The 17,576-nt window shown below is 53.9% G+C and carries 12 protein-coding genes and 1 tRNA gene; 11 read left to right on the top strand and 2 right to left on the bottom strand.

Features of this window, described 5'->3' with window-relative positions:
• The 11 genes from tuf to rpoC all read left to right on the top strand — a co-directional run.
• Positions 1-202, top strand: a 202-nt coding sequence (gene tuf / locus VGJ94_05800) for an elongation factor Tu (GenBank protein ID HEY3276113.1), incomplete at its 5' end; no start/stop codon positions are given.
• A 10-nt stretch (positions 203-212) separates the two neighbouring features.
• Complete coding sequence (rpmG, locus tag VGJ94_05795; GenBank protein ID HEY3276112.1) at positions 213-362, top strand: 50S ribosomal protein L33; 150 nt, start codon at positions 213-215, stop codon at positions 360-362.
• Between the two features lie 2 nt (positions 363-364).
• A tRNA-Trp gene (locus tag VGJ94_05790) sits at positions 365-438 on the top strand.
• 17 nt (positions 439-455) lie between these two features.
• Positions 456-659: a preprotein translocase subunit SecE gene (gene secE, locus VGJ94_05785; GenBank protein ID HEY3276111.1), complete on the top strand. Its 204-nt coding sequence runs from the start codon at positions 456-458 to the stop codon at positions 657-659.
• A gap of 6 nt (positions 660-665) precedes the next feature.
• Positions 666-1,205, top strand: a complete 540-nt coding sequence (gene nusG, locus VGJ94_05780; protein ID HEY3276110.1) for a transcription termination/antitermination protein NusG — start codon at positions 666-668, stop codon at positions 1,203-1,205.
• A gap of 12 nt (positions 1,206-1,217) precedes the next feature.
• The gene (gene rplK, locus VGJ94_05775; GenBank protein HEY3276109.1) at positions 1,218-1,646 is read left to right on the top strand and encodes a 50S ribosomal protein L11; all 429 of its coding nucleotides are present in this window, start codon (positions 1,218-1,220) and stop codon (positions 1,644-1,646) included.
• 114 nt (positions 1,647-1,760) lie between these two features.
• Entirely contained in the window at positions 1,761-2,465 is a 705-nt protein-coding gene (rplA, locus tag VGJ94_05770) for a 50S ribosomal protein L1 (GenBank protein HEY3276108.1), read from the top strand.
• Between the two features lie 121 nt (positions 2,466-2,586).
• Positions 2,587-3,111 (top strand): 50S ribosomal protein L10, encoded by a 525-nt coding sequence (gene rplJ, locus VGJ94_05765; GenBank protein ID HEY3276107.1) that lies wholly within the window; start codon positions 2,587-2,589, stop codon positions 3,109-3,111.
• A gap of 16 nt (positions 3,112-3,127) precedes the next feature.
• Positions 3,128-3,517, top strand: a complete 390-nt coding sequence (gene rplL, locus VGJ94_05760; protein HEY3276106.1) for a 50S ribosomal protein L7/L12 — start codon at positions 3,128-3,130, stop codon at positions 3,515-3,517.
• Positions 3,518-3,600: 83 nt separating this feature from the next.
• On the top strand, positions 3,601-7,719 hold the full coding sequence (gene rpoB / locus VGJ94_05755) for a DNA-directed RNA polymerase subunit beta (GenBank protein ID HEY3276105.1): 4,119 nt from the start codon (positions 3,601-3,603) through the stop codon (positions 7,717-7,719).
• Positions 7,720-7,731: 12 nt separating this feature from the next.
• The gene (gene rpoC, locus VGJ94_05750) at positions 7,732-11,892 is read left to right on the top strand and encodes a DNA-directed RNA polymerase subunit beta' (protein HEY3276104.1); all 4,161 of its coding nucleotides are present in this window, start codon (positions 7,732-7,734) and stop codon (positions 11,890-11,892) included.
• Between the two features lie 645 nt (positions 11,893-12,537).
• Here rpoC and VGJ94_05745 read toward each other — a convergent pair.
• Together VGJ94_05745 and VGJ94_05740 are read right to left on the bottom strand one after the other, a co-directional pair.
• Positions 12,538-15,843, bottom strand: coding sequence for a tetratricopeptide repeat protein (locus VGJ94_05745; protein ID HEY3276103.1), 3,306 nt, complete (start codon positions 15,841-15,843; stop codon positions 12,538-12,540).
• Positions 15,844-17,049: 1,206 nt separating this feature from the next.
• Positions 17,050-17,576: S1 RNA-binding domain-containing protein (locus VGJ94_05740; GenBank protein ID HEY3276102.1), on the bottom strand; the 527-nt coding region annotated here is incomplete at its 5' end.

Here is a 17,576-nt window from a genome sequence, read left to right as displayed (position 1 = left end):
ACCGCAGTTCTATCTTAGAACCACGGACGTGACCGGCGTGGCAAAGCTTCCCGAAGGCGTGGAAATGGTCATGCCCGGGGATAACGTAACCCTCTCGGTCGAGCTGGTGACGCCCATCGCCCTCGAGAAAGAGCTTCGCTTCGCTATCAGGGAAGGCGGAAGGACCGTAGGCGCAGGCGTTGTCACCGAGATTATAGAATAAGGGGTAGAAAATGAGGCAATTAGTGATCCTTGCTTGCACCGACTGCAAGAACAGGAATTATACGACAACCAAGAACAAACAGAAGACACCCGACAGGCTGGAACTCAAGAAATATTGCAGCTGTTGCAGGAAGCATACCGCACACAGGGAGACAAAATAAAAAGGCCAGTAGCTCTAACGGATAGAGCACCGGACTCCAAATCCGGGTGTTGGGGGTTCGAATCCCTCCTGGCCTGTTCACAATGGAGACACCATGGATTTCAAGAAAGTAACCGAAACGGTTAAAGACTACTTCAGAGAAGTATATCTGGAGGCAAAGAGGGTGACGTGGCCCTCCCGGAAAGACGCCTTAAAAGGGACCTACGTAGTTCTTATAACCACGGTGATTGCTGCGGCATTCCTAGGAATTGTCGACGTGGGACTTGCGAAGATTGTCCAGACAATTTTGCGTGGATAAAAACATATGACCTCAGAGAAAAAATGGTACGTGGTACACACCTATTCAGGGTATGAGCAGAAGGTAAAAGAAGCCCTGGAAGATGCGATCAAGACCGCCAAGATGGAGGAGCAGTTCGGTGATATCATCGTACCCTCGGAAGTCATTATGGAGCGGGTGAAAGGAAATATCAAGAAGTCTTCCAGGACCGTGTTCCCCGGATATATCATCGTGAACATGGCCATGAACAACGACACGTGGTACCTGGTACGGAATACGCCGAAGGTAACCGGGTTCGTGGGCTACGACAAGATGAACCCGCCCCCTTTGCCGGAAAAAGAAGTGAGAGATATTATAAATGCGATCCAGGAAGGGAAGGGAAAGATAAAGCCGAAGATACGGTTCGAGAAGAGCGACACCATAAAGGTGACGGACGGGCCTTTCATGAATTTCACCGGCACGGTCGAGGAGATCAAGCCCGAGAAGGGCAAGGTGAAAGTGCTCCTCAACATCTTCGGCAGGACCACTCCCGTGGAGCTGGATTTTATACAGATTGAAAAAACGTAAAGGAGTAGTGAGATGGCGAAAAAAGTAGTTGCTATGGTGAAATTGCAGTTGCAAGCAGGTCAGGCAACGCCTTCACCGCCTGTCGGCCCCGCCCTGGGACAGCACGGCGTGAATATAATGGAATTCTGCAAGGCCTTCAACGAGAAGACGAGAAGCCAGGAAGGCACCGTGATCCCGGCCCTTATTACCATTTTTTCAGACAGGACCTTTACCTTCGTCACGAAGACACCGCCTGCGACCTTTCTGATCAAGAAAGCGGCAAAACTTGCCAAGGGCGCCAATAACCCGAAAAAGGAAGTGGCGGGAAGCATCACGAAATCGCAGGTCAAAGAGATCGCCCAGCTCAAGATGCCGGACCTCAATGCAAAAGATATGGACGGCGCGATGAGGATCATAGAGGGATCGGCCCGGAGCATGGGCCTTGAAGTAGTGGAAGGATAGACGAATCAGCTATCGCACGATAGCTATCAGCCCCCGTCAGAAGAGCTGCCCCCAAAGGGTAGCCTTTTTAGTCGGGACGCTGACCGATGACCGCTTAAGATAAGGAGCACCACAATGGCAAAAGAAGCGAAGAAGTATGCGGCAGCAAAAGAGAAGGTGGACAGAGAGAAAAGGTACATGATGGATGAAGCCATGGACCTTTTGCCCCAGATCTGTTTCGCCAAATTCGATGAAACGGTGGAGCTGGCTTTAAGGCTCGGCGTAGACCCGAGGCATGCGGACCAGATGGTACGAGGAAGCGTGGTCCTTCCCAACGGATTGGGTAAGGCCGTGCGGGTCCTTGTCTTTGCCAAAGGCCAGAAAGAGAAGGAAGCAGAGGAAGCAGGGGCCGATTTCATCGGCGCCGAAGACCTGATCGACAAGATTCAGAAGGGATGGACCGATTTCGATAAGACCATTGCCACCCCCGATATGATGGGCGCGGTGAGTAAGCTCGGTAAGATCCTCGGTCCCCGGGGGCTCATGCCGAACCCCAAGGTAGGCACCGTGACCTTCGATATAGGAAGAACCGTAAAAGAGATGAAGGCGGGCAGGGTCGAGTTCAGAGTGGACAAGGCCGGAAACCTGCACATGGCCGCCGGTAAAGTAAGTTTCGGAAAAGAAAAGCTTCTGGAAAACATAAACGCACTCATTGATGCCGTTGTCAGGCTCAAACCTCCTTCAAGCAAAGGGACCTACATAAAGGGTATCGCCATATCGTCGACCATGAGTCCCGGAGTAAAAATCGATCCAGCCTATGCGAGGACCTTGACAAAATAGGGAAAAGGTCAGAGAAAGTAGGTGCATATATGTTAAACGATTACGGCCTACTGAGACTTTCTACATTGCCGTCTCCCTGACTTTCCATACATATTCTAATAGAAAGGAGGGAAGGAAACCATTGGAAAGACAAAAAAAAGTACAAGTGGTTGAGGAACTGTCGGCCAAGCTCAAAGAACTGAACTCTCTGTTCCTGGCGGAGTACAGCGGCATGAGCGTCGCCCAGACGACCAAGCTCAGACGAGAGCTCAGGAACGCGGACGCGGAATTCAGCGTCGTGAAGAACAGCCTACTCACCATCGCGTCCGAGGGTACCAATGCAGCGGTGCTGAAGGACCAGTTCAAGGGTCCGAATGCGATCATCTGCATCAAAAAGGACCCCACGAGCGCCGCGAAAGTCATTTCAGGCGTTGCCAAGGAGATGCCCAATCTCAAGCTGAAGGCCGGCTATCTCGGGACCAGGATGCTTACGGTCGAAGAGATTCTCAAGCTCGCCACGCTGCCGTCGCACGATGTCCTTATCGCAAGGCTCCTGGGACTGCTCCTGGGCATGCCGACACGGCTCGTCTACGTGCTGTCGGGCAACCTGAACAAGCTTATGATGGTAATGAACGCCATTAAAACTCAAAAAGAAGAAGCCGCTTAATAAGGAGGAGAGATCAATGAGCGCCACAAGAGAAGACGTAATACAGTTTATCGAGAACATGACGGTTCTCGAACTATCGGATTTCATAAAGGCCCTTGAGGAGAAGTTCGGAGTCAGCGCAGCCATGCCCATGATGGCGGCAGCAGGCGGAGGGGCAGCACCCACAGAGGCGGCAGCGGCCGTGGAAGAGCAGACGGAATTTAACGTAATCCTCACCGGTTACGAAGCAGAGAAGAAGATCCAGGTGATCAAGGTCGTACGTCAGATCACGAGCCTGGGGCTCAAAGAAGCGAAAGACCTGGTCGAGGGCGTGCCCAAACCGGTAAAAGAAGCAGTATCGAAAGACGAAGCCGCGACGATCAAGAAACAGCTGGAAGAAGTGAGCGGACAGGTCAAAGTCGAGTAGTGACAATCAGGATTACAGCGTGGCGCGGAACCGCTCAGGCGGCTGTCGCGCCACGCTGATTCCATTAAGAGGTGAACAAACCTATGAGGGAAACCTTTACTAACAGGATTTTTAGAAAAAATTACGGAAAGATTAAAGAGGTACTCGATATCCCCAACCTTATCGAGATCCAGCTCGATTCCTATGATATGTTTCTCCAGCACGGCGTACCCCTGGAAAAACGGCAGAACGTAGGACTCCAGGCCGTATTCAACAGCGTCTTTCCCATAAAAGATTCCCACGACACCACCTCGCTTGAGTTTGTGAAGTATGAGATCGGCGAACCGAAGAATTCGGAAGAAGAATGTCTCGTAAGGGGACTCAATTTTGCCGCACCCATGAAAGTGACCATACGGCTTGTGGTGTGGAACGTCGACCCCGATACCAAAACCAAAGATATCAGGGCAATCAAAGAGCAGGACGTCTATTTCGGAGAAATCCCCCTCATGACCGAGAGGGGTACCTTTATCATCAACGGCACCGAGCGGGTTATTGTAAGTCAGCTTCACAGGTCCCCCGGGGTCTATTTCGATACGGATCAGTCAAAATCGCCGCTCTCCGGCACCGTATCGTATACGGCGCGGATAATCCCATACAGAGGCTCATGGCTCGATTTCGAGTTCGATTCCAAAGAGCTCGTCTATGTGAGAATAGATAAGAAGAAGAAGATCCCCGTCACGCTCCTCCTGAAGTCCCTGGGATATTCCGAGGCAGACGTGCTCGAATATTTTTACGATAAGGAATTCGTGAAAATAAAAGATAACAAGCTCTTCAAAGAGACGCCCCACGCGCTGCTCGTGGGGCAGAAAGCGCCTTCGGATATCGTAAACCCGGAGACGGAAGAGGTGCTGGTAAAGAAGCATAAGAAGATCACGAAAGCGGTGCTCAAAAAGATGGACGCCGCCCATATCACGCAGATTGCCGTGGAAGAAGAGGACGTGGTCGGCAGGATCACCGCGGCCCACGTGCTCGACCCTCACACCAATGAGATCCTCATTGCCATCAATAAGGAGATCGGCAAGGAAGATCTGGCGAAGGCCATAAGCAGAGGCGTAGGCGAGATGGAGATCCTTTTCATCGACAACCTCACCGTAAGCTCGTCGTTAAGGAACACCCTTCAGACAGACAAGGCATCAGCCAAAGAGGACGCGCTCCTCGAGATATACAGGAAGCTCCGTCCCGGCGATCCCCCAACGATCGAGTTTGCGGAAGCTCTTATCTACAACATGTTTTTCAGCCCCGAACGATATGACCTTTCCCGGGTCGGGCGCCTCAAGATCAACCATAGGCTCGGTCTCGACATCCCCCTCGATGTGTCCGTCCTCAGGAAGGAAGATATCATCGAGGTGGTGAAGCAGCTTATTAAACTGAAGGACTCGAGAGGGCCCGGAGACGACATCGACCATTTGGGCAACCGGCGGGTGAGGACAGTGGGCGAGCTTCTCGAGAACCAGTTCAGAATGGGCCTGGTGAGAATGGAGAGGGCCATCAAGGAAAGGCTTACTTTCCCGGAGATGGAGACCCTCATGCCCCACGACCTCGTCAATCCGAAGCCCGTGGCCACGGCAGTAAAGGATTTCTTCGCCAGCAGCCAGCTCTCCCAGTTCATGGACCAGACGAACCCCTTGAGTGAGATCACCCACAAGAGGAGGCTTTCCGCTCTGGGACCCGGAGGTCTCACGAGGGAGAGGGCGGGGTTCGAGGTGCGCGACGTGCACCCTACCCACTACGGCAGGATCTGCCCTATCGAAACCCCTGAAGGTCCCAATATCGGCCTCATCGCCTCCCTCTCTACCTATGCGAAGGTGAATGAATTCGGCTTCATCGAAGCCCCTTACCGGGAAGTCACCGAAGGGCGGGTCACGGACAACATCAGGTACCTGAGCGCCATGGAGGAAGAGGCGTTTTTCATCGCCCAGGCCAATGCCCCGGTCGACAAGACGGGAAAATTTACGCAAGAGCTCGTCTCCGCCCAGAAGGGCGGGGGCTTCTACCTTATCACCCCCGACCAGGTCAATTTCATGGACGTCTCTCCGAAGCAGCTCGTGAGCGCGTCCGCATCCCTTATCCCCTTCCTCGAGCATGATGATGCGAACCGCGCACTCATGGGATCGAACATGCAGAGGCAGGCGGTGCCGCTCGTGATCACCGAAGCGCCCCTTATAGGGACCGGGATGGAGCGGGTCGTAGGGAATGACTCGAGGGTCACCATCACGGCAAAGCACTCGGGGCTCGTAAAAAGCGTCGACGCGAACAGGATCATCCTCAAGTATGAGGACAAGGGCGCGACAGACGGCGAGCAGGTTACCAAGATAGACGTCCACAACCTCCTGAAGTTCAGGCGGTCGAACCAGGATACCTGTATAAACCAGAGAGTAATCGTAAAGCAGGGCGACTACGTGAAGAAGGGCGATTGCCTCGCCGACGGACCTTCCACGGACAAGGGCGACCTTGCCCTGGGAAAGAATGTGATGGTCGCGTTCATGCCGTGGAGAGGGTACAACTACGAGGACTCGGTGCTCATTAACGAGAGGCTCGTGAAGGAAGACGTCCTCACCTCGATCCATATCGAGGAGCTGGAGTGCGTGCTCCGGGATACCAAGCTCGGCAAGGAAGAAGTCACCCGCGACATCCCGAACGTGGGCGAAGAGACGCTCAAGGACCTCGACGACAGCGGCATCGTGAGAATCGGCGCTACCGTGAAGCCGGGCGATATCCTCGTGGGGAAAGTGACCCCCAAGGGCGAGACCCAGCTCACGCCGGAGGAGAAGCTTCTGCGCGCCATCTTTGGAGAAAAGGCGGGCGACGTGAAAGATACGTCCCTGAGAGTCCCCCACGGGATCGAAGGGATCGTGACGGATGTGAAGGTCCTTTCCCGCAGGGGCATCGACAAGGACGACAGAAGCAAGGATATCGAGGACAAGGAGATCTCCAACATCCTGAAGGACCAGGAAGAGCAGATCAGGATCATCCTGGACGGCACGAGAGAAAAGATCCGCACCCTTCTCGTGGGCAGGACCGCGCATGCGGACGTGAAGGATGAGAAAGGCAAGGCATCGCTCAAGAAAGGGGAGCTCCTGACCAAAGAGAAGATCGACGCCATGACCCTCGACAGGATCGGCGACATGGGATTCGGCGACGCGGACATCGAGGCGAAGATCGCGAAGATCATCGACAGCAAGGATAATCAGGTAGACATCATCAGGCTCTACTACGAAGATAAGATCAACAAGATCAAGAAAGGGGACGAGCTGCCGCCGGGCGTCATCAAGACCATCAAGGTCTATGTGGCCATGAAAAGAAAGATATCGGTGGGAGACAAAATCTCGGGTCGCCACGGAAACAAGGGTATCGTCTCCGTCATTCTTCCGGAAGAGGATATGCCCTTCATGGAAGACGGGACCCCTATCGACATAGTCCTCAACCCTCTCGGGGTGCCTTCCCGTATGAACGCGGGCCAGATCCTGGAAGTCCATCTCGGATGGGCCGCCAAGGAGCTGGGGAAGAAGATCGGCGACATGGTCGACAACTTCTACAAGCAGTGCTGCTCCCCTGAGCTGATAAAGGCGCAATTAAACAAGGTGTTTGATAACAACGAACTAAGAGGCTTCATTGAAAGGTTGTCTGATGAAGATCTGGTTCTCCTCGCCGAGCAGCAGAGGAACGGGGTCAGGATCGCGGTGCCGGTATTCGACGGCGCGAAGGAAGAAGAGATCCACGCCCTTTTCAAGGCTGCGGGTATGCCTGACAGCAGACAGACTACCCTGTTCGACGGGAGGACGGGCGTACCCTTCCACCATTCGGTCACAGTCGGCTACATGTACTTTCTGAAACTGCATCACCTCGTAGACGACAAGATCCACGCCCGCTCCATCGGGCCCTATTCCCTCGTCACCCAGCAGCCTCTCGGAGGCAAGGCCCAGTTCGGCGGCCAGAGGCTCGGTGAGATGGAGGTATGGGCACTCGAAGGATATGGGGCCGCTTACTCCCTGCAGGAATTCCTCACCATCAAGTCCGATGACGTGAACGGAAGGATCAGGGCGTACGAGGCCATCGTAAAGGGAGAGGATGTGCTTGAACCGAGCCTGCCGGAATCCTTCAACGTCCTGGTGAAGGAGCTGCAGAGCTTATGTATTAATGTGGACCTCATAAAAGAGGAATAGGAGGGCAAAACATTGGACGATTATTTTAAAGTTTTTGATAAAGCGAAAGACCCGCTCAGCTATGCGGCGATAAAAATATCACTTGCCTCACCGGAGCTCATCGAAAAATGGTCCTACGGAGAGGTGAAGAAGCCGGAGACGATAAACTACCGCACCTTTAAGCCGGAGCGGGACGGACTCTTCTGTGCAAAGATCTTCGGACCGGTAAAAGACTACGAGTGCATCTGTGGGAAATACAAACGTATGAAACACAGGGGCATCATATGCGAGAAGTGCGGCGTTGAAGTAATCCAGTCGAAAGTGAGAAGGGAGAGGATGGGCCATATCAACCTCGCCTGTCCCGTGGCCCATATATGGTTCCTGAAGAGCATGCCGAGCAAGATTGGCACCCTTTTGGAGCTCACCATCAAAGAGGTGGAGAGGGTCCTCTATTTCGAGCAGTATATCGTCATCGAGCCGGGGAACTCACCCCATGAGTTCTGCGAGCTTATCAGCGAAGAGAAGTACATGGAAGGGAGCGAGAAGTACGGCGCCACCTTTATCGCAGGCATCGGCGCGGAGGCGATGAGGGAGTGCCTCAAGAAGATCGAGATCGAGGACCTCACGAAGAAGCTCCGCGAGGAGATGCGCGACACGGCGAGCGACGCGAAAAAGAAGAAACTCGCCCGCAGGCTGAAAGTAGTCGACGCGTTCCGCGCATCGGGCGTAAAGCCCGAGTGGATGATCCTCGACATTATTCCCGTCCTGCCCCCCGAGCTGCGGCCCCTCGTCCCCCTGGACGGAGGGCGGTTTGCGACCTCGGACCTGAACGATCTTTACAGAAGGGTCATCAACAGGAACAACAGGCTCAAAAGGCTCATGGAGCTGAACGCCCCCGAGATCATCATCAGGAATGAAAAACGTATGCTCCAGGAAGCGGTCGACGCCCTTTTCGACAACTCGAAGAGAGGCAGGGTCGTGACCGGCGCCAGCAAGAGGCCCCTTAAATCCTTGAGCGACATGCTGCGAGGAAAGCAGGGGCGGTTCCGCCAGAACCTCCTGGGAAAGCGGGTCGACTATTCCGGAAGATCGGTTATCGTGGTCGGGCCGGAGCTTCGGCTCCACCAGTGCGGCCTCCCGAAATATATGGCCCTTGAGCTCTTCAAGCCTTTTGTCTATAACGGGCTCATTCAGAAGGGCTTTGCCACTACCATAAAGAACGCGAAGAAGATCGTGGAGAAGGAGAGGCCCGAGGTATGGGACGTGCTCGAAGAGGTGATCAAAGAGCATCCCGTGCTTCTCAACAGGGCGCCTACCCTTCACCGGCTGGGCATCCAGGCCTTCGAGCCGCAGCTTATCGACGGCAAGGCCATTCAGCTCCATCCCCTCGTATGTCCCGCCTACAACGCGGACTTCGACGGCGACCAGATGGCCGTCCATATACCCCTTTCCATCGAGGCCCAGACCGAGGCCAGGGTACTCATGATGTCGACCAACAACATCCTCTCCCCTGCGAGCGGAAAACCGATCATCGTCCCCACCCAGGACATCGTCCTCGGGCTCTACTACCTGACGATCGAGAGGAAGTATGCGAAGGGGGAAGGCAAGATATTCTCCGACTCCGAGGAAGTGGTCATCGCCTATGATGCAGGCGAGGTAGACCTCCACGCGAGGATAAAAGTGCGCTTCGGCCATACCATCGTCGATACCACCACAGGAAGGGTAATACTCCGGGACGTGGTGGAGAATGCTTTCATGGAGCTCCCCGAGGAGAAGAGACAGACGATCATGGCCGACATGTGGGGCCTCATGAACAGGGTGATGGACAAGAAGACCATCGCCGGGCTCGTGGATAAGTGCTACCGCGAAGGCGGAGAAAAGATCACCGTCATCCTTTCCGACAGACTGAAAGACCTCGGCTACTTCTATGCGACCCTGGGCGGCATCTCCATCAGCGTCGACGATATGAAAATCCCGTCGAGGAAGAAGGAGCTTATCGACCAGGCGAATAAAGAGGTCATCGACGTCCAGAGGCAGCACTCGGAAGGCCTCATCACCGACGGTGAGCGTTATAATAAAGTAATCGACATATGGGCGGACGTGACCGAGAGGATCGCGGACGAGCTCATGAAGGAGCTCGGCTCCGAGACGGTAATAAGCCCGGACGGGAAGGTCGAATTCCAGAACAGCTTAAACCCCATCTTCATGATGGCCCATTCCGGAGCGAGAGGAAGCGCCCAGCAGATCAGGCAGCTCGCCGGCATGAGGGGGCTCATGGCCAAGCCTTCGGGCGAGATCATCGAAACCCCGATCACGAGCAACTTCCGTGAAGGTCTCGACGTGCTCCAGTACTTCATATCCACCCACGGCGCCAGGAAGGGACTTGCCGATACGGCCCTCAAGACCGCGAACTCCGGGTATCTCACGAGAAGGCTCGTGGACGCGGCCCAGGACGTGGTGGTCTCGGAGACCGACTGCGGCACCTTTGACGGCATCGAGGTCAGCTCCCTTATCGAAGGCGGCGAGGTCATCGAGCATCTCGGGGCCAGGGTGCTGGGAAGGGTCGCGCTCGAGGACATGAAGGACCCCGACGGCGAGATCATCGTGGCAAAGAACGACGAGATCAGGGAAGTGCACCTGAAGGCGATCGAGGATGCGGGATTCGAGAAGGTCAGGATCCGCTCCGCCCTTACCTGCAGGTCGAAGAGGGGCGTATGCGTCCTCTGCTACGGCAGGGACCTCGCGCGAGGCAGACTCGTGAGCATCGGCGAGGCGGTGGGCATCGTGGCCGCCCAGTCGATCGGCGAGCCGGGAACGCAGCTCACCATGAGGACCTTCCATATCGGCGGCGCCGCATCGAGGCGCGTGGAGCAGTCGACCCTCGAGGCACGAAACGACGGATACATGAAGCTCATCAACGTGAAAGTGGTAACCAACAGGGACAACGTCACGGTCGTCATGAACAGAAACGGCGAAGTGGCGCTCCTTGATGAAGCAGGAAGGGAAAGGGAGCGGTATCCGCTCATCTACGGTGCAAGGCTCAAGGCGAATGACGGCGATCAGGTGACTGACGGCCAGATCATCGCCGAGTGGGACCCCTACACCATCCCCATCCTCTCGGAAGAGACGGGACGGGTGAAGTTCGGCGACATCACGGAAGGCACGACCATGCAGGAGAGCAAGGACGAGCTTACAGGCCTTTCTTATAAGGTCATCATCGAGCCGAAGGACACGGACCTGAGACCCCGTATCTCCATTAAAGACGACAAGGGCAAGACCAAGGTCGTCCCCGGCAGCGGCAGTCCCGCAAGGTACATGCTGCCCGTGGGCGCCCATATCGTGGTAAACGAAGGCGATGCCATATTCGCAGGCGACGTCATATCGAAGATGCCCCGGGAGACCACGAAGACAAAGGACATCACCGGCGGTCTCCCGAGGGTAGCGGAGCTGTTCGAGGCGAGGCGCCCGAAAGAGAATGCCATGGTCAGCGAGGTGAACGGCTTCGTGGAGTTCGGCAAGATGACCAAAGGCAAGAGAGAGATCCTCGTGAAGCCCGACCGCGGCGAAGCGAGAAAATATAGCATACCGAGAGGCAAGCATATCATCGTCCACGAGGGTGACTATGTGAAAGCGGGCGAGCCCTTAATGGACGGCCCCGTGAACCCCCACGACGTGCTCAGGATCAACGGCATCAAGGCGCTGCAAAGATACCTGGTCGATGAGATCCAGGAGGTCTATCAGCTCCAGGGCGTGAAGATCAACGATAAGCACATCGAGGTCATCGTCCGGCAGATGCTGAAGAGGGTGAGGATTAAGGATGTGGGCGACACGAATTTCATCATCGACGAGCCGGTCGAGTGGTGGGTATTTGAAGAGGAGAACCGGAGGGTCCTGGAGCAGGGAGGAAGAAGGGCAGAAGCAGAGTCGCTCTTCCTGGGCATCACCAAGGCCAGCCTCATCACGGACAGCTTCATCAGTGCCGCAAGCTTCCAGGATACCACGAAGGTCCTCACCCAGGCGAGTATCGAAGGCCGGGTGGATTATCTGAGAGGCCTGAAGGAAAACGTAATCATGGGAAGGATCATCCCGGCAGGCACAGGCTACAGCAAGTACCGCAACTACGAGATGGCGGCCCTAGAGCAGCTGGAGCCGCCGCCAGCAAAGGAACCGGAGAGCCTGGAGGCGCTGATATAGTAGCGGAAAGAACAGAGAAGGCAAAGCAGAGGGCCCTATAACTGAAAGGTTATAGGGCCCTTTTTTTCGATGCGATCACTTGGACGGCCGGTGAATCGGGGGGAATCGCCCATATCCGCCGCCTGCCTCCGGTCCGGACCTCTGGCGTATCACACGATACGCCGACGGTCTCGAATCCTCACCAGACGACGAATCTGGACGATTCCGCTACGCGCCTTCGGCCCCCGATTCACCGGCCAGCGCAGCCCGGCAGCTAATCAATGAATAATATGGATGCCGGGCGAAAAGCCCCGTAGGGGGAAATCGAAAGGAACGATTGGGCGGAGCGACGCAAGCAAAAGTGTGGGGGGAAGAGGGGGTACTTCAAAAACTTAAGGCATTATCGAGAGACTGGTTGGATGTTTACGGAGATAAGTTCGTTAGTATTGATTTGTCTCATCACAGGAATATCTATGATCATTAATAGAAAACTCCAGATGTGGTACCATGGGAGCATCGCAGCCGGAGGCGTACATCTGTACGTTGAGGCCGCGAGCGCATCCAGGGTGCCGCAGATCGAGTTTTCGTCGATACCCTCCAAACAGTTGTTTATTTTTGGACTGAAATATTGATTTTCCTCCAGCCCCATTTGCTCTCCCAGCCAAGCTATCTCCGAGCCTTCCCTTTTTTATTCTTATTCGTGGTTTTCTTTAAGGATGGCACACGGAAGCCTGGACGCCCGATTCGTGACAGCAGTTTGGCAGTTTTCAAGGTGGTTGAATGTTGGGACCCGAAAATGCTTGTCTCTATTTCGAGCGCCTTTTGGGCGTAGGCATAAGCTATAGACGTATTACCAAGCCGTCGCAGGTAATCAGCCATATTGTAAAGAATTGTGGCCGTGGATGGGTGCCGTTCGCCAAACAACTCGTTCTGGATGGCCAATGCCTGCTCGGAAAGTTCCAGCGCGCGTTTCGGGTTGCCCAACGCGCTGTGACACATGGCGACGTTGCTGAGGGCATTGGTCGTACTGGGGTGCCGTTCGCCGAACAACTCTCTTAGTATGGCCAATGCCTGCTCGGCCAATTCCAGTGCGCCTTTCGGGTCGCCCAATTTGCTGCAATAAATGGCAACATTGTTGAGGGAATCGGCCGTATTGGGGTGCCGTTCGCCGAACAACTCCCGCCGAATGGCCAATGCCTGCTCGGAAAGTTCCAGTGCGCCTTTCGGGTTGCCCAACTCGCTTTGACAACCGGCAACATTGTTGAGGGAATCGGCCGTATTGGGGTGCCGTTCGCCGAACAACCCCCGCCGCACGGCAAGGGCCTGCTCTGCCAATGCCAGCGCTCGTTTCGGGTCGCCCAATTTGCCGCAACAAATGGCAACATTGTTGAGGGAATCGGCCGTATCGGGGTGCCGTTCGCCGAACAACTCCCGCCGCACGGCAAGTACCTGCTCGGCCAATTCTAGCGCGCCTTTCGGATCGCCAAGCTCGCATATCGAAAATGCCAGGTCATTATTTAAATGGGCGAGGAGGGGTCTGTCATTGCAACCATGCTGATCATACTCGCTGTGTGAAATTTCGACGAGTCGTTTTATTTCACGGGGCTGGCCTCGGTGAAACGGCGGGTAGGCCTGGAGCCAGGTGAGACGACTGGCCTGCTGTGGTGCGAACTTCAGCGAGTGATCGTGCCATTCCCGCAGATGGTCTATCTCGGACTCGAAACGCGGCAGTTGCGCGAAGTCTCTCCGATGGGCATCGAACCAGTCACCGGTCCGCTGGCATAGGTCGGCGGCCCAGGTAGGCCTTTCAGCCAGTGGATTCTGTTCGCGGCGGACCTCGCGCACAAGCCTGTGTAACGCGTAGCTGTCGGTATCCGGTGTGTGCTGAAGAATGCGTAAAGCCGTACCTAAACTCAAGGCATTGGTGAGTTCGGCATGGTCTTCCACTCCAACGAGCGTGGCCAGGAGATCTAAGCCCATGGGCGCTGGCCCGCTCCAGGTGAGGACATCTAGAATGCCCTGTAATTGCGGCTCTTCAGTAAGAACGCTTTCACTGATCTGCAGGGTTGAATACAGATCGGCCTCATGCCCCGTCAGGCTTGACAACCGGGACGGCAAGGCTATCTTGAGATTGTATTGCAGCAGCTTAAGATATTCCTGCCAGCTTACGGGTCGGCGAAACAGGTAGGCGCCAGCCAATTCCAAAGCCAGTGGCAATCCGCCAAGAGTCTCTGCAATCTTCCTGGCCGCTTCCCAGTCGGATGCTTTTTCAGGTTGGTGTCCGGCTTCCTGAGTTAGCATGCGTAATGACTGGCCGGAATCGAGCAGGTCAATCGGCACATAGGCGAAGTCGGGCTGCTCCGTCCTGCTAGTTACGAGGATGTGGGGTTCAGCCGGGGGTTCCGGTAAATAACCTTTGATGACTTCAAGTTGTTCGAGATTATCAAAAATTATGAGGCAGTCGGAGTAACTGCGCAGCCTGTGGAGTGCAACTTCGAGTTTATGTCTATGTTCCGAAGCGGGTGCGACCCAGCGTGCCTCGACAGCAAGATCTACGAGTTGTGCGTCCAGGTCCTGATCGGCGGTCAGCCAGATGACGCCGTTCGGGTAGGCGTCCCGGTAATTGTGGGCATATTCTACTGCTAATTGTGTCTTGCCAAGGCCGCCAAGGCCTTGGAAAACAGCAGTTTGGCCGATGGCGGTGGGGCGTCCGGTAGTGAGTTGCTGCCGCACCTTAGCCAAGGCCGTTTCCCGGCCGATGACCTGGTCGCCTTTTTGACGGTAGTGGACAAAGAATGGTGGATTACGCGGGTCATAGGAGACAGGTGCGTCAATAGGCGCCGCTTCGGCCCCTGTTCGATCTGAAATCACCACATGTTTGGGCTCCAAACGTTTGACGACAATGGGATTTGTACCACCATCGTGTTTTTCAAGGTCGAAAGATAGATCGCGATCTATTGTCCGTCCGCCGCCCGTTATTTCGTTTGCACGGCGCGGCCAGATCCGTAGCTTAAGCTCATTGTTTTCCCGTTTCAGTTCGCATAACGAATAGCCGTGATTACGCTTTTCTTTCTTCTCCTCACCCCAAGATTCAAGTGCGAAGAGTGAACAACCTTGCAGCCGCCTCCGTTCGCTGCCACCGCCATGCGAAACGGCACTCAGATTCCCGTCATGCATGTGGCCAAACTGGTGAAGAGCAAAGCGCTCGGGCGGGGAATAGATTTCATCCAAAAATTGTTTCTGCGCTTCAGGGTTCAGCCACACCTCCGGATGATGGGTGAGGAGCAGGCAAACGTCGTGCTGCTTCGTCCACACGGTACCATTACCATTGCAAGCGGCATGAAACTGACGAACATCCAAATGAAGCTTCTTTTCGAAATTGCCAGCCCCTAACTGCAGATAGGCGCTGTTGAGGCCAACGATGCCAAGATTAAGATCGTCTGCAGTATACGATGTCGAGCAATCACCAGGCAAAAAGCCCCTATTGATTGTGGCGGGTTTCGGGATCGACGTATGTTTCCACCAATGGGCATAATTCTGAAATGCGGCGGAAATCAACGCACGTTGTGAGCTGTCCCGCTTATCATCCCAGAAAGGTTCCTGCACTTCCGGCACGTTCCACGTCTTGAGGAGAGTGATCAGGGATGGATCGACCTGATTTTCGGGACGAACTAGATCATGGTTTCCAGGAATTGCCAGGAGTTCAGGAGTGAACCCCCATTCTTTGAAACGGGACCACAATGTTTGCAGCAGCTTGTCCAGTTCATCAAATTCTGGCTTGGTGCCCCGTTGGGTAAGATCTCCCGTGAACAGAACCATATCCCATGGGCCAACATTGTCCCGTAGGAATTTCAGATCATTGAGGAATATCTCCTCTACGTTCGGCCAAAGAGATGCTTGGCCGGGCATGCCAAGATGTAGATCAGTCAGGTGTAGCCACCTGAAAGCACCTGTTTTATGGAATTCCCCCATGGTGTTTTTCCTGCCCTCCTATTCGTATGGCGCTATTTCGTTGATCTTTCTGCCCGCCCGGTCCGCTGATCCACCTTGTATCGATTGAGGACGGATTGGTTTTGGTAATACTTCATTATAAACTAAATTCATACTTTTCGGGAAGAAGTTAAGGCAATCAGGGGGGCGAATTCAACCTATGTTAGATCGATATTTTGATTGTAATTCCTGAGAGTAAATGCTACTCAATGGGATAGCAAGTAGCATTTTTTGCTATCTCGCGATGTGGGAGGGGAGAGGGAAGGGACAAAATTGAGTGACCTAAAGAGTGAGTATTCCCAGCTTAGTACAGATGAACTGGTAACCATAGTGTATATGAATAGTCATCTTCATACAAAGTTGGAGATAGAATCGGCTAAGTTTGTACTGGATGAAAGGGCCTCGGGTAACCAATCCGATCCTCCTACTGCCTCAGAGGACCTAGAGGAGTTAACAGAGAAGATGAGCCAATTGGACGATAAAGAACTTATTCGTCTAATAGCTATCGATTCATTGCTTTACAGGAAAGACGCGGTGGATGTAGCACGCACTATACTGCAACATCGTCACCGGCCTTTAATGACTTCCGAGGAATACTATCAGGAATTTCCACTTGAACGAATTCTTCCCAGTGGATTTTGTGTTGCTTGTTACCTTCAAACCAAGGATGAATCTCCAGGAGATACATGGCAAGTCAATTTCTGTGGAACGCGCCTCATAGGGTACGAACAATGTCCTATATGTCATTCAATAATACAGATAAAGTGGTTCTGTCTGCTTATTCCGATAATTCCTTTAGGTAAGTATCGTGTTATATATTCGGAGAAAAGTATATTTAATAGCTCATATATTGGTCGGAAGTTCCGAGTCAAAGAACCAGGGGATAGAGTTCTAGCTCAATCATGGAACAAGGCAGAGGGCTCTGCCCTTGACACCGGACAAATTGTCCGGCACTAGGTGTAAACTCTAACATTTCGATAAGTTATGACTACGATGTCTTAGGATATCTCGAGTCAAAGGCAGACCCCTCTGCCTTTGGTAACATCGAGAATAAAACTTGAATGAAGGGCCGTGGCACAACTCATTTTAGACGTTTCACAACAGATAAAATTAAATTATTACCGAATTAAGAACCTCAATTGCTGAATATGAAAATCGAATGATGGGAGCCGTCGGCAGATCCCGGAATTATTTATTCTTCATAGAAAGTGAAATTCGTTTTCGCCCTGTTTGTACGTCTAGGACAGTCACTGTTACCTTTTGGTGAACCTTCACTATATCATGCGGATTCCTCACGAATCGGTCGGCGAGCTCACTAATGTGAACGAGCCCGTCCTGATGCACGCCTATGTCAATGAAGGCCCCGAAGGCGGTAACATTGGTGACGATTCCCGGGAGCTTCATTCCAAGCCTTAAGTCTTCTATTTTTTCGACGCCCTGGGTGAAGGAAAAGACTTCGAATTCCTCGCGAGGGTCCCGTCCCGGCTTATCGAGCTCGCTCATTATGTCCCGCAAGGTTGGAAGCCCCACTGATTCTGTCATATATTTTGTCAGATCAAGTTTGTTTCGTAATTCTTTTGAGGAGATGAGGTCGCCCACCGTCACGGAAAGGTCACGGGCCATGGCTTCGACAATGGAATAGCTCTCAGGATGGACCGCACTTGAATCCAGAGGGTTGGCCGCGCCGCTGATCCTGAGGAATCCCGCCGCCTGTT

This window comes from Syntrophorhabdaceae bacterium (assembly GCA_036504895.1).
Lineage (GTDB): Bacteria > Desulfobacterota > Syntrophorhabdia > Syntrophorhabdales > Syntrophorhabdaceae > PNOM01.
Note: the sequence above shows the minus strand (reverse complement) of the source record. Positions and strands in the feature narration are given on the sequence as shown.